Source organism: Anabaena sp. CS-542/02, from assembly GCF_028331085.1.
Lineage (GTDB): Bacteria > Cyanobacteriota > Cyanobacteriia > Cyanobacteriales > Nostocaceae > Anabaenopsis > Anabaenopsis arnoldii.
In genome coordinates, this window is record NZ_JAQMTM010000019.1 from 78,362 (window position 1) to 97,464 (window position 19,103).

General features: G+C 41.8%; 19 protein-coding genes. 14 read left to right on the plus strand and 5 right to left on the minus strand.

Annotation, left to right across the window (positions count from 1 at the left end; genetic code table 11):
• The first annotated feature begins 26 nt into the window (after positions 1-26).
• From PN447_RS01890 to PN447_RS01900, 3 genes are all read left to right on the plus strand, one after another.
• Positions 27-668, plus strand: coding sequence for an IS607 family transposase (locus PN447_RS01890; RefSeq protein ID WP_271760343.1), 642 nt, complete (start codon positions 27-29; stop codon positions 666-668).
• 177 nt (positions 669-845) lie between these two features.
• Positions 846-1,847 carry an RNA-guided endonuclease InsQ/TnpB family protein gene (locus tag PN447_RS01895; RefSeq protein ID WP_271760345.1) on the plus strand — a complete coding sequence of 334 codons (1,002 nt, stop codon included), beginning with the start codon at positions 846-848 and terminating at the stop codon, positions 1,845-1,847.
• 136 nt (positions 1,848-1,983) lie between these two features.
• Positions 1,984-2,889 carry a phosphatidate cytidylyltransferase gene (locus PN447_RS01900; protein WP_271760347.1) on the plus strand — a complete coding sequence of 302 codons (906 nt, stop codon included), beginning with the start codon at positions 1,984-1,986 and terminating at the stop codon, positions 2,887-2,889.
• A gap of 61 nt (positions 2,890-2,950) precedes the next feature.
• Here PN447_RS01900 and PN447_RS01905 read toward each other — a convergent pair whose 3' ends face one another.
• Positions 2,951-3,664, minus strand: coding sequence for an LmeA family phospholipid-binding protein (locus PN447_RS01905; protein WP_271760349.1), 714 nt, complete (start codon positions 3,662-3,664; stop codon positions 2,951-2,953).
• 141 nt (positions 3,665-3,805) lie between these two features.
• On the opposite strand from PN447_RS01905, the gene PN447_RS01910 reads away from it, so the two are divergent.
• Positions 3,806-4,570: a pseudouridine synthase gene (locus tag PN447_RS01910; RefSeq protein ID WP_271760351.1), complete on the plus strand. Its 765-nt coding sequence runs from the start codon at positions 3,806-3,808 to the stop codon at positions 4,568-4,570.
• Positions 4,571-4,596: 26 nt separating this feature from the next.
• Positions 4,597-5,403, plus strand: a complete 807-nt coding sequence (locus PN447_RS01915) for a helix-turn-helix domain-containing protein (protein ID WP_271760353.1) — start codon at positions 4,597-4,599, stop codon at positions 5,401-5,403.
• Positions 5,404-5,425: 22 nt separating this feature from the next.
• Here the strand turns inward: PN447_RS01915 and malQ are convergent, their stop codons facing one another.
• Positions 5,426-6,934, minus strand: a complete 1,509-nt coding sequence (gene malQ / locus PN447_RS01920; RefSeq protein ID WP_271760354.1) for a 4-alpha-glucanotransferase — start codon at positions 6,932-6,934, stop codon at positions 5,426-5,428.
• Positions 6,935-6,979: 45 nt separating this feature from the next.
• Here malQ and PN447_RS01925 point away from each other — a divergent pair, with 45 nt between their 5' ends.
• Positions 6,980-7,417, plus strand: a complete 438-nt coding sequence (locus PN447_RS01925) for an NUDIX hydrolase (RefSeq protein WP_271760355.1) — start codon at positions 6,980-6,982, stop codon at positions 7,415-7,417.
• Positions 7,418-7,492: 75 nt separating this feature from the next.
• Positions 7,493-8,617 (plus strand): Rid family detoxifying hydrolase, encoded by a 1,125-nt coding sequence (locus PN447_RS01930; RefSeq protein WP_271760357.1) that lies wholly within the window; start codon positions 7,493-7,495, stop codon positions 8,615-8,617.
• 1 nt (position 8,618) lies between these two features.
• Here the strand turns inward: PN447_RS01930 and PN447_RS01935 are convergent, their stop codons facing one another.
• Genes PN447_RS01935 through PN447_RS01945 form a run of 3 tightly spaced genes read right to left on the minus strand, consistent with a single transcriptional unit; the run spans position 8,619 to position 9,798 of the window.
• Positions 8,619-8,753 carry a hypothetical protein gene (locus tag PN447_RS01935; RefSeq protein WP_271760359.1) on the minus strand — a complete coding sequence of 45 codons (135 nt, stop codon included), beginning with the start codon at positions 8,751-8,753 and terminating at the stop codon, positions 8,619-8,621.
• A gap of 41 nt (positions 8,754-8,794) precedes the next feature.
• Positions 8,795-9,451, minus strand: a complete 657-nt coding sequence (locus tag PN447_RS01940) for a (2Fe-2S) ferredoxin domain-containing protein (protein WP_271760361.1) — start codon at positions 9,449-9,451, stop codon at positions 8,795-8,797.
• 56 nt (positions 9,452-9,507) lie between these two features.
• Positions 9,508-9,798, minus strand: a complete 291-nt coding sequence (locus PN447_RS01945; RefSeq protein WP_271760363.1) for an Asr1405/Asl0597 family protein — start codon at positions 9,796-9,798, stop codon at positions 9,508-9,510.
• Positions 9,799-10,387: 589 nt separating this feature from the next.
• Here PN447_RS01945 and PN447_RS01950 point away from each other — a divergent pair.
• The 7 genes from PN447_RS01950 to PN447_RS01980 all read left to right on the plus strand — a co-directional run.
• Positions 10,388-10,942 carry a Dps family protein gene (locus PN447_RS01950; protein WP_271760365.1) on the plus strand — a complete coding sequence of 185 codons (555 nt, stop codon included), beginning with the start codon at positions 10,388-10,390 and terminating at the stop codon, positions 10,940-10,942.
• A gap of 733 nt (positions 10,943-11,675) precedes the next feature.
• Positions 11,676-14,951, plus strand: coding sequence for a carbamoyl-phosphate synthase large subunit (gene carB / locus PN447_RS01955; RefSeq protein ID WP_271760367.1), 3,276 nt, complete (start codon positions 11,676-11,678; stop codon positions 14,949-14,951).
• A gap of 731 nt (positions 14,952-15,682) precedes the next feature.
• Positions 15,683-16,639 carry an RNA polymerase sigma factor, RpoD/SigA family gene (locus PN447_RS01960; RefSeq protein WP_271760369.1) on the plus strand — a complete coding sequence of 319 codons (957 nt, stop codon included), beginning with the start codon at positions 15,683-15,685 and terminating at the stop codon, positions 16,637-16,639.
• A gap of 227 nt (positions 16,640-16,866) precedes the next feature.
• Entirely contained in the window at positions 16,867-17,211 is a 345-nt protein-coding gene (locus tag PN447_RS01965) for a DUF760 domain-containing protein (RefSeq protein WP_271760371.1), read from the plus strand.
• 184 nt (positions 17,212-17,395) lie between these two features.
• Positions 17,396-17,818: an 8-oxo-dGTP diphosphatase MutT gene (gene mutT, locus PN447_RS01970; RefSeq protein WP_271760373.1), complete on the plus strand. Its 423-nt coding sequence runs from the start codon at positions 17,396-17,398 to the stop codon at positions 17,816-17,818.
• 120 nt (positions 17,819-17,938) lie between these two features.
• Entirely contained in the window at positions 17,939-18,397 is a 459-nt protein-coding gene (locus tag PN447_RS01975; RefSeq protein ID WP_271760375.1) for a CBS domain-containing protein, read from the plus strand.
• A gap of 583 nt (positions 18,398-18,980) precedes the next feature.
• Positions 18,981-19,103: reverse transcriptase N-terminal domain-containing protein (locus PN447_RS01980; RefSeq protein WP_271760381.1), on the plus strand; the 123-nt coding region annotated here is incomplete at its 3' end.

A 19,103-nucleotide genomic window follows, 5' to 3' on the forward strand; every position in this document is an offset into this window, starting at 1 on the left:
AAAGTAGTTGATTTAATGAAGTCTTAATGCAACATGTCACTCCCAAGGAAGCAGCTAAAATCCTTGGTGTCCATGTCTCCAGTCTCAGGAGATGGGAAAACGAAGGCAAACTTAAAGCAATCCGTACACCAGGAGGTCAAAGGCGTTTCATTCTCGAAGAAGTCGAAAAAATCGGCGGAATACCCCGGACAATTACAACTATTTGCTATGGACGAGTATCGACTCATTCCCAGCAAGACGATTTGCAACGACAACTTGAGCACTTACGCACAAGATACCCAGAGGCTGAAATTATTTCAGAAGTTGGCAGCGGACTCAATTTTAAACGGAAAAAATTCCTCGCCATTCTGGAACGAATCATCGACGGCGATATCCAACGTGTTGTCGTTACCCACCCTGACCGACTCGTCCGGTTCGGATTTGAATTGGTTAAGTGGTTATGCACAAAATTTGAGTGCGAACTCTTGGTTCTCAATGACCGCCAGCTTAGTCCAGAACAGGAACTCGTACAAGATATGTTGTCGATCATCCACTGTTTCTCTAGCAGGTTATACGGGCTTAGAAAATACAAGTCAATCATCAAAGAAGATTTACAAAAAGAAGTCGCGTCACAAGGAATCGACAAAGCAGTTACCGAACAGTGTATTGAAAATCAGGCTATTTCATAGTAAGGAATTACATCGAGTCTGGAAGCGTTGGCTTGCTGCTTATCGTTATTACTGCAATCAATGTATTAGTTATCTTCACAATAATTATGATACTCAATTCAGAGTAATTATTGATAATAAAACTAGCCAAGCAAAAGAAGTTAAGATATCTGCTGAGGAGATAAAATAGCTCAAAAAATGGATGTAACGTCATGGGTTAAAACCTTACCAGGGCATCAACGTCAAGAAGCTTGTTTTGAGGCATTTGATGCCTTTAAACAGGCTCGCAGTCAAGGTGGTAGTGCGAAATTTAAAAGCTGTAAAGCCACAAGCCAAACTATCCAATTCAAAGTTGGTAATTTCAAAAATGGTACTTGGTATCCGCGCACAACGAAAGGTTTAGGTTTTACTACAATTGGTCAAACTATTCCTGAACAATGCGAGTATGGTACAGAGCTTGTTTACCGTCGTGGTAAGTGGTTTGGCTGCTTTCCTCAATATAGAGAAACTGTACCTACTGGCAGTGATAGGGTAATAGCAGTAGACCCCGGTAATCGCACTTTCTTAACTGGTTTTGATGGCGAGAATGTCTTGGAGATTGGAACCGGAGACATCGGACGCATACAAAGATTGTGTCAGCACCTTGATAATCTCATCAGCCGTTCTACCAAAACAACATGCCGTAAACGTAGAAAGATGCGTATTGCTGCTAATCGTGTCAGAGAAAGGATTCAGAATTTAATTAAAGATTTGCATAACAAAGCTGTTAACTTGCTTGTTAATTCCTACAAAGTAATTTACCTACCAACGTTTGATTCTAGTCAAATGGTGATTAAAAAACGTAGTGGGAAGAAACGCAAAATAAACAGTAAGTCTGTACGGCAAATGCTGACTCTTTCCCATTACAAATTTGAGCGACATCTCAAGCAAGCTGCACAAAGAAAAGGTGTAATAGTCGTGCTTTGTAACGAATCATATACGTCAAAAACGTGCGGTAACTGCGGTCATGTTCATTATAAATTAGGTGGAAACAAAGTTTTTAAATGTCCACATTGCGGAATACAGATTTCTCGTGATGTGAATGGCGCACGCAATATTTTATTGCGTGCTTTGCAAGCAACTGCCTTCACCGTGACCCATGATTCTATCGTGCTTTCTGACAAGTCAGAATTGACGGATGCCGTAGTTAATCTAGTTTAATCGCTTTGATTAGCTTAAAAGTTGCACTAGTTTAGGAGGATGAAAACTGAGGCATCCAGGATAAATTACAGCTTCTACTATGGCTTAGTCCACGCTACGCTATTAGACTTTATCTTTATACTTCATACTCATTTCTATGCCTTGGTCTCGGATTATTAGTGGAATTGTGGCGATCGCCCTGGCTCTGGGGGCTACCCTTTTGGGTGGTTGGTACTTTACTATCGCCATTGCGGTGGTGGTTCTTTTAGGTCAAGAAGAATATTTTAATTTGGTACGAGCTAGAGGTATTTTACCCGCTGCTAAAACTACCATGTTTGTCAGCCTAGCTTTACTAGTGATTTGTAACTTTAATGAAAGTTTGGCTGATGCTGTGATGCCCATAGCAGGGACATTAATTTGTTTCTATTTACTGTTTCAACCAAAAATGGCTACAATCGCCGATATTTCTGCCTCCATTATGGGACTATTTTATGTTGGCTACTTATCAAGTTACTGGGTACGATTGCGCAGTATTGATAGTTTAGCTTACACCAATCTCCCCTATAGCTACGCCACGCAAGCTATCGGTGGTTACTGGCCCAATATTGGCAACTTCCAGGAATACAGTTTTGCATCCTTACCACCGGGGTTAAGTTTAACAGTGTTGACTTTCTTTTGTATTTGGGCTGCTGACATTGGTGCGTATGTTATTGGCAAATTCTTCGGCAAAACCCGTTTGTCTGATATCAGTCCCAAAAAAACCGTTGAAGGGGCGGTATTTGGAATTATAGCCAGCGTCGCTGTAGCCTTGGTAGGAGCCTATTATCTGCACTTGCCAAAATTCCTCTTCACTGGTGTAGGATTGGGTTTACTGATTGGTATTGCTAGTCTGTTAGGTGACCTCACTGAGTCTATGCTCAAGCGTGACGCTGGCGTGAAGGATTCAGGCCAGTTGATCCCCGGTCATGGTGGTATTTTAGACCGCACTGATAGTTATATTTTTACAGCCCCGTTGGTTTACTATTTTGTGACGCTTTTATTACCATTGATTGCAAATCTGTGACCTGTGGAGAATGGGGACTGTAGGCTAAACCATTTACCCCGGATCCAGGTTTCATCTCTCCTCAAGGATTAATCTTAATCATTCCTTGGCAAATCATCTGACCAGGGATCACACTCATTTCTTGAATATCGACATCTGAGCCAAGATTCAGATTGTAACTGTGCTCATCCTTTAACAGAGATGCTTCGTTTTGCATGACTTGGATATTGTCTAGCTTCAATTCATGACCGCCAATTAAGGAGCAATTGAAATTAATTTCCAGATGCGTGGCTTCACTTGCATATGATATAATACACCTGAGGAGAATTTTATTATTATCAAGTATTATTCTTTGCCAGGAAATTGGCTTGGCTCTAAAACCAATTTCTGGTAATATTTTCAACAATAGATCATTTAAACCAGTAGAGAATAATTCAGATGAGAGGGAACTATTCAGGTCTTTCTCTTCTACCATTAATTGAACAGAAACTGGTACTATTTTTAATAGTCGTAGTGCCTGTCCCTTGAGTATCGAGGCGATATTTACCTGAATATTTTCTGCTAAAAGTTGAATTTGTGTGAGATGAATACCTTGATACACTGCATTAGTCGCAAAAATAGATACCCAAGGAACACAACCAGAGAGAATTTGGCGATCGCTCGCTTTAATTTCTACATCTAACTGCGATACTTGGCTGACCTGTGATTTTAACCACAGTTTGAGGGCTGTTGTCAGTGTATGTGTGATGATCCGGATTTTAGGTGGATTTTTGCTTAGGGAGTTTTTCTCGGACATGGAACAACTAGGTTGATGGGTACTCGCTCAGTAACTAACTGAGGCGAAATTAGCCTTAAATGTAACATTTATCTCTATTCTGTACCAAATTTAAATCATATGATTATTTAAATCGAAAAGACTATACACAGTAATTTCATTATGGAGGAACGGGTACAAAAGATTCTAGCTCAGTGGGGGATTGCCTCACGTCGTGAAGCTGAAGAAATGATTCGGCGATCGCGAGTGCAGATCAATGGTGTCACAGCACATTTAGGTCAAAAAGTTGATCCAGAAAAAGATACAATTGCCGTAGATAGTCAGCCAGTGTCTGCCCAACTGCGTCCACCCTTGATATATTTATTGCTACACAAACCTGCGGGAGTAGTTTCTACTTGTGACGACCCCCAAGGAAGAAAAACAGTTTTGGATTTACTCCCACCCGAGTTACGCCAGGGTTCAGGGTTGCACCCAGTTGGTCGTTTAGATGCACAATCAACAGGAGCATTAATCCTGACAAATGATGGAAATCTCACATTTGGACTCACCCATCCACGTCACAGGATTCCTAAGACTTATCAGGTACTAGTAAAGGGACATCCCCCGGAAGCGGTGCTAGAAATGTGGCGTGAAGGGGTGGTCTTGGGGGGAAAAAAAACACTTCCTGCTACAGTAAATTTTATAGGAACTATTGCTAAAAATAGCCATTTAGAAATAGTTTTAAAAGAGGGGAGAAACCGACAGATTCGCCGTGTAGCTGAACAGTTGGGATATCCAGTAATTAAGCTACATCGTACTGCCATAGGTCTGATTCAATTAAGAAGGCCAAATTTGCCCTTATTACATGAGGGTAAATATCGTTCACTTAATGATGCTGAAGTTCGCTTTTTGCAAAAACAAATTAAGCATCTACCCGTTAAAGATTGAGATGAGATCAGGAATGGAACGAAAGCATGAAGTGGCTCAAAAGTAAAGATAAACCGGAAATTAGAGTTTCATTAAAACAACAACAATCGGAAAAATTGGCAGAACTGGGAGCTTACCTGTTGGCTGTCCGTCAAGAAAGAAGTTTATCACAAGAAGACATAGTAATTTTAACCAAAATTCCCCAGAAACTTTTAGATTCCATTGAACAAGGTAAATTAGATGATCTGCCAGAACCAGTTTATATTAGAGCTTTAATCAGACAATTTGCCGAAGTATTAGGCTTAAATGCAGTAGAATTGTCCACTACTTTCCCTCTGGGTTTTCCACCTGTGAGTTTAGCACCTACTAGGAAAGTTCATTTAAGTGGTCTACTACGCCCTGTTCATCTTTACTTACTTTACATACTTGTCATTGTATGCTCTGTAAGTAGCTTATCTCGCATGCTAAATAATACTACTCTGAGCGATAGCAATCAACAGCCAAAACAAGAAACTGTGTTAAAACCACAGCACAATCAAGTAAATTCCCAAGCATCAAACCAGTTCCAAAGTGTTAGCAGTAGATTGAATCGCATCAATAACAGTGACTCACTGCATATTGGTGTGACATTAAAAGCATCATCATGGATTCGTATTATAGCTGATGGCAAAATTCAGTTTGAAGGCGTTCTCCCGGAAGGAAGTCAGCGCAGTTGGAAAGCCCAACAGCAACTAACGGTGAAAACCAATAATGCGGGTAGCGTATTAATCAGTGTCAATCAGCAAGAAGCTAAACAAATGGGAGAACCGGGGAAAGAGAGAGAAATCAAGATTGCTGCTAGACCAAAGTCCTGAGGAATAAACAGCTGTTTACTCCTCACTTCTCCTGGGGTGCGCGTCCATAAAGTTGAGTCAGATTTTTCAGACGCTCTCCTAGTTCTCTTGTTAACAATGAGGACTGGTAACGCCAACCCCAGTTACCCTCAGCAGTGCTGGGAAAGTTCATTCGCGCCTCGCTTGCTAAACCTAAGATATCCTGCAAAGGAATAATTGCTTGATTAGCGATGGAACTCAAAGCCAGTCGAATTACATCCCAGTGGACACCTTCTGGACTAATACAACCTAAATAAAGTAATAAATTGCGCTTTTCCCAATCGTTAGTTTGATTAAACCAGCCTACAGTTGTGTCATTATCGTGAGTACCCGTATAAACTACAGCATTACGTGTATAGTTAAAAGGTAAAAAAGGATTCCCGGTATCAGAACCAAAAGCAAACTGCAAAACTTTCATCCCAGGAAATTCATACTTGTCACGTAATGCTTCTACTTCTGGGGTAATTACCCCCAAATCTTCCGCTAAAACTGGTAGTGTACCTAGTTTCGCTTTAATCGCATCAAATAACTCATCTCCTGGAGCTTTCAACCACTCTCCATTCATCGCTGTCTCTTCTCCCCTTTCCACAGCCCAGTAGGCTTCAAATCCGCGGAAATGGTCAATGCGAATCACATCTATATAATCGAGCATCGCTTCAAAGCGACCCACCCACCATCTAAAATCCTGTTTTTTTAATTCTTCCCAGTTATAAACGGGATTACCCCATAATTGACCAGTTTCACTAAAATAATCGGGTGGAACTCCCGCCATTAAAGCCGGTTCTCTAGTTTCTTCATCAAGACAAAATATCTCAGGGTGAGCCCACACATCAGCACTATCTTGGGCTACATAAATGGGAATATCGCCAATAATGTAAATGCCGCTCATATTGGCATAAGATTTAAGTTCAGACCATTGGCGGAAAAATTCAAATTGGATAAACTTATAATAGAGGATTTCCGACCTTAATTTTTCCCTAGCTTTATCTATTGCTGCTGGTTCACGCTTGACCAGTTCCGCCTCCCAAGTATGCCAACTGGTATTATTATGAGTGTCTTTGATCGCCATAAATAAGGCGTAATCATCTAACCAATAGGCTTTGCTGTCACAAAAACCAGCAAATTCCTTTTGTTGTAAAGGTGTAGCCTTAACTTGAAAATGATTACAAGCTTTTTGTAGCAAAGCAGTCTTGAGAGACTTGACTCCCTCGTAGTCTATCTGAGAGTCGTTAAATACTGGTAAATTAGCAAAGTCCTCTTCAGTTAGTAAACCTTGCTCTTGCAGCTGTTCTGGACTGATAAGCATGGGGTTTCCCGCCATGGCTGAATATGCAGCATAAGGAGAATTGCCGTATCCCGTTGGTCCTAAAGGTAAAACTTGCCAATATTGCTGGTAACTCTCTCTGAGAAAATCAATAAATTTATAGGCTTCTAAGCCTAAATCTCCAATACCAAACCGGCTGGGGAAGGATGTAGGATGCAATAAAATACCACTGGATCTAGGAAAAGGCATATTGTAAGTTCAAATATAACAAGAAGTTATCCCATCAAATCTATCATGACTTACAGAAACCCCGCACCCACCGTTGACATCATTATTGAATTGGTAGACCGTCCACATCGACCAATAGTATTAATTGAGCGGCATAATTTACCTTTTGGTTGGGCTATTCCCGGTGGTTTTGTTGATTATGGTGAACCTGTCGAAGTGGCGGCGCGGCGGGAAGCTGAGGAAGAAACGGGTTTGAAAGTCGATTTAATTACACAATTCTTGGTATATTCTGACCCTAGCCGCGATCAACGCCAGCATACCATCAGCATTGTGTTTTTAGCAACGTCCACGGGGGAACCAATAGCGGGTGATGATGCCAAAGATATAGGCATTTTCGAGTCTTGGCGTGTACCGAGTAATTTATGTTTTGACCATGGGCGCATTCTCCAAGATTATTTGTATTATCGCCATTATGGGCTACGTCCCCAGTTGGGGTTTGATTAATTAGCGACAGATGCACATAGATTAAAAGAAATAAATTTTACTTTATACTGTGTTAGTAGTATTTTGCGGTGGATTATGAATGTTGAGGAATTGTTAGAGAAATATGCGACAGGAGAAAGGAAATTTAAAGAGTTAAATTTAAGTGGGGTAAACCTCAAAGGTACAGACTTAACTGATATAGATTTATACAAAACAAATTTGAGTGGAGCGGATTTAAGTGAGGCGACACTCAAAAAAGCTCATCTTTGGGAAGCAAATCTTTCTAGAGCTTCGTTAAGGGCTACAGATTTGAGTCGAATTCAAGGGGGCCCGCTAAATTTGAGTTGGGCGGATCTCACTGGTGCGGATTTGAGTTTTGCAAATTTGAAAGAGGCTAATCTTTCCGGAGCAGATTTCACCAAAGCCAACTTGAACCAAGCCCATGTCAGTAAAGCATTATTTGAAAATGCTAACTTCCAGGAAGCGCAATTTCGGGGGGTCAGTCTGGACAATTGCAATTTGTCAGGGGTCAATTTAGCTATGGCGGATTTAGTTGGGGTGTCTTTAGAACAAGCAAACCTGAAACAGGCCTGTTTGCAAGGGGCTAATTTGGAAAGAGTGTGTCTGACAGATGCAAATTTAATGCTAGCAAATTTCGATGGTGCAAATTTGCAACGGGCAATTTTAACCGGAGCAAATATTTATGGGGCGAGCTTTGAAAATGCTGACCTCACTGGTGCAATAATGCCTGATGGGGAAGTTTACCAGCAGCCAAACACCTGTGACGGAGAAATTGGCACAGGGGAAACATTATTAGAAAACATGATATCTATGAATCGTCAAGTCATTCGTACTGATAAAGCACCGGCTCCTGTGGGACCTTATAATCAAGCCATCGCCGCTAACGGTCAAATGATCTTTGTGGCTGGACAAATTGCCATTGACCCGCGACTGGGTGATGTCATCTACACAGATGATGTTAAAAAGCAAACTGAGCAAGTTATGGCTAATCTAGAAGCTATTCTGACAGCCTCTGGTGCCACATTTGAAAGTGTGGTCAAAACTACAGTATTTTTAGCTGATATGAATGATTTTGCCGTAGTCAATGCGGTTTATGCTCAATATTTTCCTGAAGCTACAGCCCCAGCCCGTGCTTGTGTCCAGGTTTCTCGTCTACCAAAGAATGTTTTGGTAGAAATCGATTGTATTGCGGTTGTTTAGCCTATTTTTGCCACAGGAACATATTAGGCGATCGCCTAGATTGTACAGTCAATGCTAGGGCGATCGCCTTTAGCTTCAGCCGAAAAGGATTATTAATAATAATTGCCAATACCCATTGCCAAACAACAGGCAACACAAAGAATGTTTCATGGAAGGATCAAAACCTTACCAGCGGTTTCAACCAATTTCCCGATGATGTATGACCCCCTGCGGGCAATTATGTGACTGCTGTTGCTTCTTGCAATGAGCAAAATGCTTATCCATAATTGCCGGAACTTGTGTATATGGAATACGACTATAACGGGTTTTGTCTGGCATCACTATATTAGGGCCAGCCTTGCATTTTTTCATACAGCCAGTACCTTTAATACTCACTTGATCTTCCAACCCACGATGACTTAAAGCAGCCTCCAACGCTTGACAAACTGCTTTACCGCCACGCTTCATACAATCAGACTTGTGACACACCAAAATAGTGTCTTTATTTTTACTTATTTTTCCCTGCGTGTTTTTGATGGCTGGCGGTTCTATGACTGAGGTAAGCTTTGCAACCGTCTCGATATGAGAACGTACTGCCATCACACGCTCCGCCTTCAATATAACTTTATCTTTTTTTATATCATGCTTTTGAGAACCAATAACTTGCAGCCAACTACCAGGTGCTAAACGCAAGTCAAAAGCCGCGCGTAAATGTTTAGCAAGTTTAACATAGCATTCACCCTCAGCAGTGTGTAATAACAATCCCTTGAGGTTGTAGCCATCTTTAATGACAAAATCTATGAATTTTCCTTCTAGGCGAAATTCCGATATTTCTCTACTGTAAGATGCACTCATTTTGCTTAATCTCTCCTTAACTAACTCAGCCTAAATAGGTGTTCTGTGTCAAAACTTCAGAAATTTCGGTAACGAGTTTTGCAGCAGCATTCCAGACTCCAAATCAAATCCTGCCGAGATGCTGTTAACTGCTGTATTACAGACCAGACTTGAACCATTGCTAAAGGGGTGTTAATCTCAACCCTCAATGGTTGGTTAGTCTCACAGGAACAGGGGATATCTAACTCCTGTAAGCGTTTATACACTTGCCATCGGTCTGCCCAGTCCACCTCTACGCCTACAATAAAATTTTTCTCGATTTGTGAACGTAACCGTTTCAACAGACTAGCCCTCAACTTGCAACGCATTAGTGCTTTAAGCCCCTGAACTGAAAAATCTTGGGGAATAATGCCTCTTTAATATCAGCATACATTAAATGAAAAGTTTTCTCAATAGAATCAAAAAAAGATCACAAATTTCTCATACTTTCCGGTTATGAATCAGGAAGTGGGTAGTGGTGAGTGTGGGAGGAATAGGCGATTGAGTTGTGACTCATTGCGACCAATGACTGGAAATCTCCCATGTTTGAGCGGGAAAATGACTGAAATTGTTAAACTTCATCCCCTAGAAGGTTAAAACTTTGCTAATTCTCCTAATTACCTGGGTTGTTTGGCGGGTGGAAAGGTAAAGATTATCTCCTTTGCTGATGAAAAACCAGAAAGTTGGAAGGGATGAGATTGGTTATGTTTAGAAAATAATTGCTAGATACTGTTATTAGTTGATTAATCATAACTGTGATGAGATCCCTGGCATCATTGCAGTTGTCATAAAAAACCATATTTACAGAAATAAAAATCTAATTTTTTTGTTATTAATCGCTGTTGATTTCTTCTAAAAATGTTAATATATAAAAGATAAGCAGTTAAAAGCCATAACTGTGAAAAAGCGAGGAGAACAATGTCTGATACACAAACTTTAGTACAAAATTTTGGTCAGGTTTATGACAATCCTGTACTGCTAGATCATAGTGTTACTGCTCCGGTAACAGAAGGTTTCAACGTTGTATTAGCTAGCTTCCAAGCACTATATTTACAATATCAAAAGCATCATTTTGTAGTAGAAGGTTCAGAATTTTACTCACTGCATGAGTTCTTTAACGACAACTACGAACAAGTACAAAGTCATGTCCATGAAATTGGCGAGCGCCTAAACGGGCTGGGTGGTGTACCAGCGGCTAGTTTTAGTAAGTTAGCGGAACTCACCTGTTTTGAGCCAGAACCCGACGGTGTATATTCTTGCCGCCAAATGATAGAAAATGATTTAGCAGCAGAACAAGCCATTATTAAGGTTATTCGTCGTCAAGCTTCTCAGGCAGAGAGTTTAGGCGACCGTGGGACACGCTATCTCTATGAACAAATTCTGTTAAAAACTGAGGAAAGGGCTTACCATTTAGCTCATTTCCTGGGTAAAGATAGCTTAACTTTAGGATTTGTCCAAACTGCTGAAAATTAGAGTTTGATAATTGGATTCGCGTCAAGTCTGCTCTCAGATAGGAGTTGACAGACTTAAACATTAAGAAGATATACAAAAGCCAGGTGTTTTAACTCCCAAGGGTTGAAACACCTGCTTTTTTAATGTATAGCAATAATGTTCAAGCTAGTTAGACCATAAACTGACCATGAAACTTGGAGGATATATGAAAAGTTTTTGGCGAAAATAATTCGCTACTATACCAAGGATGGATTGATGAAAAACCAAGGCTTTTAAGCCAGAGTTCGTGGCTTTTGTCTCAGTAGATATGATTTCCAATCACTCAAATTAGATAAAGTTCTCAGATATATTCTCAAAATTATTAGTTGCAATTGAAGATATTTACTAATAGTAAAATCTCTCTTATTGATAATTTATTCTATTACTATAGAAATTACATATCTTAATAAAAATGTGAGGGGACATGGGAATAAAATTAGACCTTTACCTCAAAAATTGCTTGATGGTGGGAAAAGCAGTGGAACTTATGGAGGATTCATATATTTTGTAATCAGCCATACTGCACAAGGATAGTACAGCCACAAAAAGGTAGGCTATAGTAGTTTCCTTGATACAATGGCTGGCGTATTAGGTAAGTGATCCCCAATCCCTATGCGCTATCTAACCTGGAAAACTTAATAATAAATAATCTGACAAAGGCGAAAGACCTTTAAAATAATCAGGATTTGTATTCTCTTACTCCAACGCAACAACTATGCCCCGCCGTCAAGACATCCGGAAAATACTACTGTTAGGCTCTGGTCCTATCGTCATCGGTCAAGCCTGTGAATTCGACTACTCCGGTACTCAAGCCTGTAAAGCACTGCGAGAAGAAGGCTATGAAGTAGTCTTAGTTAATTCTAACCCGGCAACAATTATGACTGATCCAGAAACAGCGGATCGCACCTATATTGAGCCACTAACACCGGATATGGTCGAAAAGGTTATCGCCAAAGAACGCCCTGATGCCCTCCTACCTACCATGGGAGGACAAACAGCACTCAATCTTGCCGTAGCCCTAGCGAAAAATGGCGCATTGGATAAGTATAACGTTGAACTAATCGGCGCTAAATTACCAGCCATCGAGAAAGCGGAAGACCGCAAACTGTTTAATGAAGCTATGGAAAAAATAGGGGTGGCTGTTTGTCCTAGTGGTACGGCTTCATCTTTATCGGCGGCCAAAGAAATCGCCGATCGCATTGGCAGTTATCCCCTAATTATACGTCCTGCCTTTACAATGGGGGGGACTGGTGGCGGTATTGCCTACAATCAAGAAGAATTTGAAGAAATGGCACAGGTAGGTATAGATGCTAGCCCAGTGTCGCAAATTCTCATAGACCAATCCCTACTCGGTTGGAAAGAATACGAGTTGGAAGTCATGCGGGATTTGGCAGATAATGTAGTGATTATCTGTTCCATCGAAAACCTAGACCCCATGGGGATTCACACCGGTGATTCCATTACTGTTGCCCCTGCCCAAACGCTGACTGATAAGGAATATCAGAGGCTGCGGGATATGGCAATTAAAATTATCCGCGAGATTGGCGTAGAAACCGGCGGATCTAATATCCAATTTGCGGTTAATCCCGTGAGTGGTGATGTGGTGGTGATTGAAATGAACCCTCGTGTTTCCCGCAGTTCCGCCCTAGCTTCCAAAGCTACGGGGTTCCCCATTGCCAAAATTGCGGCCAAGCTAGCTGTGGGATACACCCTGGATGAAATTAAAAATGATATCACTAAGCAAACCCCCGCATCTTTTGAACCGACTATTGACTATGTAGTTACTAAAATTCCCCGCTTCGCTTTTGAAAAGTTTCCTGGTTCTGACCCTGTGCTGACAACTCAAATGAAGTCAGTGGGGGAAGCCATGGCGATTGGGCGGACATTTAATGAGTCTTTCCAAAAGGCTTTCCGTTCTCTGGAAACTGGACGGGCTGGCTGGGGTTGTGACCAATCGGAAAAGTTGCCTAGTGGTGAACAAATTCGCGCTCAATTGCGAACCCCTCATCCCGATCGCATTTTTGCGGTGCGCCATGCTTTACAATTGGGGTTAAGTAGCGAGGAAATCTACGAACTTACGGCCATTGATCCGTGGTTCTTGGATAAAATGCAGCAACTGCTGGATGTGGAAAAGTTCCTGAAGCGCACACCTTTACAACAGTTGAGAAAAGAGCAGTTATATGCAATCAAACGGGATGGCTTTAGCGATCGCCAGATTGCCTTTGCTACTAAGACGAGTGAGGATGAAGTCCGCAATTACCGTAAACAATTGGGAGTAATTCCAGTTTATAAAACTGTAGATACCTGTGCGGCTGAGTTTGAAGCTTTCACCCCTTACTATTACTCTACCTACGAAGCTGAAACCGAGGTTTTACCCACCACTAAGCCGAAAGTGATGATTTTGGGTGGTGGTCCTAACCGCATCGGCCAGGGAATTGAGTTTGACTATTGTTGTTGTCACGCGGCCTATGCTTTGAAGAAAGCGGGATTTGAGACAATTATGGTTAATTCCAATCCTGAGACGGTTTCTACAGATTATGACACGAGCGATCGCCTGTACTTTGAGCCGTTAACCAAAGAAGATGTGATCAACATTATCGAAGCTGAAAATCCTGTAGGTATAATTATTCAGTTCGGGGGACAAACACCCCTGAAATTGGCGGTTCCTTTACAGGAATTTCTTAACCAGAACACCGATCTCCCCACCAAAATTTGGGGAACATCGCCGGATTCTATTGACATGGCGGAAGATCGAGAACGTTTTGAGAAGATTCTTAATCAGTTGAATATTTCTCAACCCCCTAATGGTATTGCTCGTAGTTACGAAGATGCGCTGATTGTCGCTCAACGCATTGGTTATCCAGTGGTAGTGCGCCCTAGTTACGTGTTGGGAGGACGAGCCATGGAAATTGTCTATTCTGATACAGAATTAGAACGTTATATGACCTTTGCCGTTCAGGTAGAACCAGAACATCCTATTTTAATTGATAAGTTTCTCGAAAATGCCATTGAAGTCGATGTGGATGCCATCGCTGACCACACGGGGAATGTGGTGATTGGTGGCATTATGGAACACATTGAGCAGGCGGGTATTCACTCAGGTGATTCTGCCTGTTCTCTACCATCCATTTCCCTGTCTCCAGCAGTTCTGCAACAAATCCGCACTTGGACGGTGCAATTAGCTCAAGCATTGTCTGTGGTGGGATTGATGAATATTCAGTTTGCTGTTGTGGGCGCGCAAGGCTATTCTCCCCAGGTTTATATTCTAGAGGCTAACCCCCGGGCTTCGCGTACTGTGCCATTTGTATCTAAAGCTACGGGTGTACCTTTAGCAAAACTGGCATCTTTAATTATGTCGGGGAAAACTTTAGCAGAACTCAACTTAACTCAGGAGGTGATTCCATCTCATATCGCTGTGAAGGAAGCGGTATTACCGTTTAATAAATTTCCGGGAACTGACACTATATTAGGGCCAGAAATGCGCTCGACTGGTGAGGTAATGGGGATTGACACGGACTTTGGGCGGGCTTTTGCTAAGGCAGAATTAGCTGCTGGAGAGTTTTTACCCCTTCAGGGTACTGTGTTTGTCTCCATGAGCGATCGCGATAAATCTGACGCGGCGAATGTGGTGAAGGAACTGATGCAATTGGGCTTTACGGTCATGGCTACATTAGGTACACGCCGTGTCCTACAGGAACACGGGTTAGATGTTGAGTTGGTGCTCAAACTCCATGAAGGTCGTCCCCACGTGCTGGATGCAATTAAAAATCAGAAAATTCAATTGATTATTAATACACCTTCTGGCGAAGAAGCCCAAACTGATGCTCGGTTAATCCGACGTACAGCCTTAGCCTACAAAATCCCCATTGTGACTACTATTGCTGGCGCTAGAGCTACTGTGGCAGCTATTCGTTCGCTGCAAAATACTACTTTAGATGTCAAGGTGATCCAAGATTACTGCAAGGTGGGTGAATTAGGGATCAACACCTGAGAATTTCGGGCTTATATGAACAAAGTGGTCAGGCAAAGTTGACCACTTTGCTTTTTTGGGTAATGTCCACTCAGCAGTATTTACAAGAAAAATTAAGTAATTATTATAGAACCATAATTATTATATATATTGAGATATGTTAAGAAATATGAGCGAATAGGATTATTATTTCGTAATGGGATAAGTCTGGATACGCTCTTAGCACAGCTATGGTGGGGGGTTAAGCTCATTCGTAATCAAGAGGATACAAATGTGATCGAACTCTATAAATTGTGGCTCTGGCAAAACGCATAGATTAAAACAGGAGGAAAAGGGCAAAATAGAAGACTTGTTGTGATTAAACCAGTGGATTTCGCCAATTATATCCACTGGTAGTGGTTCTAACCATTGCTAAAGATAATGATATCCATTAGCAAATGTCACAAAAATCAGCGTCTACAGGTATTGGCATCTTTTATCATAAATGTTACAGTTTTTAATATAGATACAAAAAATGTTTGATTTATTAAGTTTTATCTAACCTAAGACAGATGTGGAAAATGAGACATAAATATAGAGTCTAGCCGCCAAGCCCTAAGCCGGGGAACAAAGTAGCCGATGATCACATCGGAATGTATAAAGTAGTAACCTGAGCAACAGTTATTATTCTCACTGGGTTATATCCCACAGCAACAAAGATCAGTTAATTACCCTACCGTTACATCCATCATTAATTACCAAAGAGTAGCGCCATGAAGACCGCTCAGACAGCCACAGACCTCGTGCGGACTTACCTGCGTGAGATTGGCCGTGTGCCACTCTTAACCCACGAGGAGGAAATTTTCTACGGTAAACAGGTGCAATTTTCTCGTATTTTGCACGATGTCAGGGATTCTCTGGTTAACCAGATGGGTCGTCAACCTAGTCTAGAAGAGTGGGCGAAAGCTGCAAATCTAGAAGTAACAGAGTTGAAAGATGCGATCGACGAGGGTGAAATCGCTAAACGCAAGATGGTAGAAGCCAATTTGCGTCTGGTAGTATCAGTTGCCAAAAAGTACATTAAGCGTAACGTTGATCTGTTGGATTTGATTCAAGAAGGTAGTATTGGGATGCAGCGGGGTGTAGAAAAGTTTGACCCCACCAAGGGTTACAGATTTTCTACCTATGCTTATTGGTGGATACGTCAAGCCATCACCAGGGCGATCGCTGAGAAGGCTCGGACTATCCGATTACCAATTCACATTACTGAAAAACTTAATAAAATCAAAAAGGCACAACGGCAATTATCGCAACAACTGGGACGCGCACCGTCAGCTGCTGAACTGGCTGTGGAATTAGATTTAACACCCAAACAGGTACGAGAGTATCTGGAAAAGGCGCGGTTACCTTTATCCTTAGATTTGCGGTTGGGTGATAACTACGACACCGAACTGGGGGAAATGTTAGAAGATCCCGGAGTTTCTCCAGAAGAGTTCGTCATGCAGTCTTCTCTATCTTCTGACTTAGAGCGCCTCATGGATGAACTTACCCCGCAACAAAAGGAGGTAATTAAATTGCGCTTTGGCTTACTGGATGGACAGGCTCTAACTTTGGCGAAAATAGGTGATCTTCTCAAGATTAGCCGTGAACGAGTCCGGCAAATCGAACGGGAAGCCTTAAGTAAACTTCGTAAATCTAAAGCTAACATGAACGAATATTTAGCAAGTTGAGTACAGACGCGAGTGATCGCGTCTTTCTCAGGAATACTTGTGAGCAGAGTTTAGGTTAAGATGAGAAAATACTCTACTGGAGGTACGGTTACATCGACTTTAAGCATGGACTTAGACTGTTAAATTAGATTGATAGGAACAGTTGATCGCCTGTTCAAATAAGTAAATTATTATTCAAGTTGCAAACACCACACTACAGTTAGTAGTGTGAGTACAGGAGGTACAAGATGAGTAACCAATCCAAGAAGGTCTCAGAATTTTTTAACGGTGATTCAGAAACTACTAACTTACTGTGGCAATACGTTAAATCTCTGACTCCGGACACAGTTACCCAACTATCAAAGCCAACTTCCTCTGAAGTTATTCAGGTAATGGAGCGTAATATCATTGGATTATTAGGCAACCTACCTTCGGAACACTTCGACATTACAATCACCACCAGTCGGGAAAGTCTTGGTCAGCTACTGGCTTCGGCAATGATTAGTGGTTATTTTCTCCGGAACGCTGAACAGAGAATGCATTTTGAAACTGTTTTACAAGGAACCGAAGAGAATCATCACGGAGTTGACTAATGATTTCTAATTTTGCCTAAAAAAGTCAATACTGTTACCTAAATCTTACATTCAACGCCTTCAGGCAATGGGCGTGCGTGCGTGCAGGGCATTTAGTCTCCGGGGAGGACGGACTCACCAAGAATCCCCTTAACTTTTTTACTTTAGCGGAGTGTCCAGCCCCCGATAATATACCCGATAATATATGAGTACAACTAGTTCTTCTTGCCCGCCTCACAAAATTATCGGTGTGGCGGTAATTTGGAACCAGCATCAGCAAATTTTAATTGATCGTCGTCTTCCCCAAGGTGTGATGGGTGGTTTATGGGAGTTTCCCGGAGGCAAAATTGAGCCTGGTGAAACCATCGAAGAATGTATTGAACGGGAAATTAAAGAAGAACTAGGCATAGAAATCGCAGTGGGAGAGCATTTGATAACTATTGATCATACTTATACTCACTTGCGCGTTACTCTCATGGTGTATCATTGTCGTCTAGTTACAGGTATTCCCCAACCCATAGAATGCGATGAAATTTGCTGGGTAAATTTGCATGATCTGGAAAAATTTACCTTTCCCGAGGCTAATAGTCAAATTATCGCAGCGTTAAGGCGGGAAGTTAGAAATTGATATTATTTTTGAATAAAAGACTTTTTGGTGTACTGGAGCCTGTTGCATTATCTAAGTAGTGATCCTGTTGCCGGGGGGATGATATAATATTTCATTAACTGCATGGGTATCAGTAAGCAAATGCCTAAGACCGTTAGTGATGTTATGACCTGTGACCCAATTGTTGTGGGAAAGGAAACTCCACTTCAGGAGGCCATTCAAATTATGGCAGAAAAACGCATTAGTGGTTTACCAGTGGTGGATAATGCTGGTAAGCTGGTGGGTATTATTTCAGAAACAGACTTGATGTGGCAAGAAACTGGCGTGACTCCTCCGGCTTACATCATGTTTCTAGACAGCGTCATCTATTTACAAAACCCCGCTACTTATGAAAGGGAACTACACAAGGTATTGGGACAAACTGTTGGGGAGGTAATGAGTCCCAATGCTGTAAGTATTTCACCGGATAAAACTGTGAAAGCAGCAGCACAATTGATGCATGAACGGAATGTTCACCGCCTACCAGTGATTGACGGCGAGAGTCAGGTGGTTGGTATCCTGACCCGTGGTGATATTGTTCGGGCTATGGCAAGTAGTTAATGTGCGATTCGTTCTCTCGATCGGGAGTAGTAATGCTCAGGGATGAGAGGTAAGACTGGGTAAAACCAGATTCTTATAACTGTGTGTTTATGTAGGTGTAAATCCTACCCCCTAGGTGCAAGGGTGACAGCATCTTCCTTACGGTAGCGACTAGCCATCAATCCGTAAAGCACCGAAGAAAAGGCGTTCTTACTGGGAGCCTAACCTGGTACACGTTGAGCAAAGTACCCATGAGTAAAACGAAAGTTGAAGATGTGTCTGAAACGTCGTCAACTTGAACCAGCCAAATCAGGCTGACAGGCTGGAACCAAAAGGTAAAGGATAAGGAAACGGCTACTATAAATGAGACCGTTATGCACTTCCAATAAACCCGGCGTATAGCATCACTCTAAAGGTACACAGAATGGACACACGGAACGAAGTAACCCCTTGTTAGCTCTTTTAGAAGGTCGAGTCTAAAAGTAGGTGCTAACCGGATGCTGCAAGTGGGGGAGATTGAGTCAGAAGCGAACGCTTAGGGTAATGCCTAAGATATGCTGACAGACTCACGGTGATATGGATGATAAAGTTGTAAGTAGGAATTATGACTAAAACGAGTGTAAAGACTACGGTAGAATGGAACACGATTAACTGGAAACAGTTAGAACGTCGCGTTTACAAAATCCAAAAACGAATTTATCAAGCCTCAGCCCGTGGTGATGTCAAG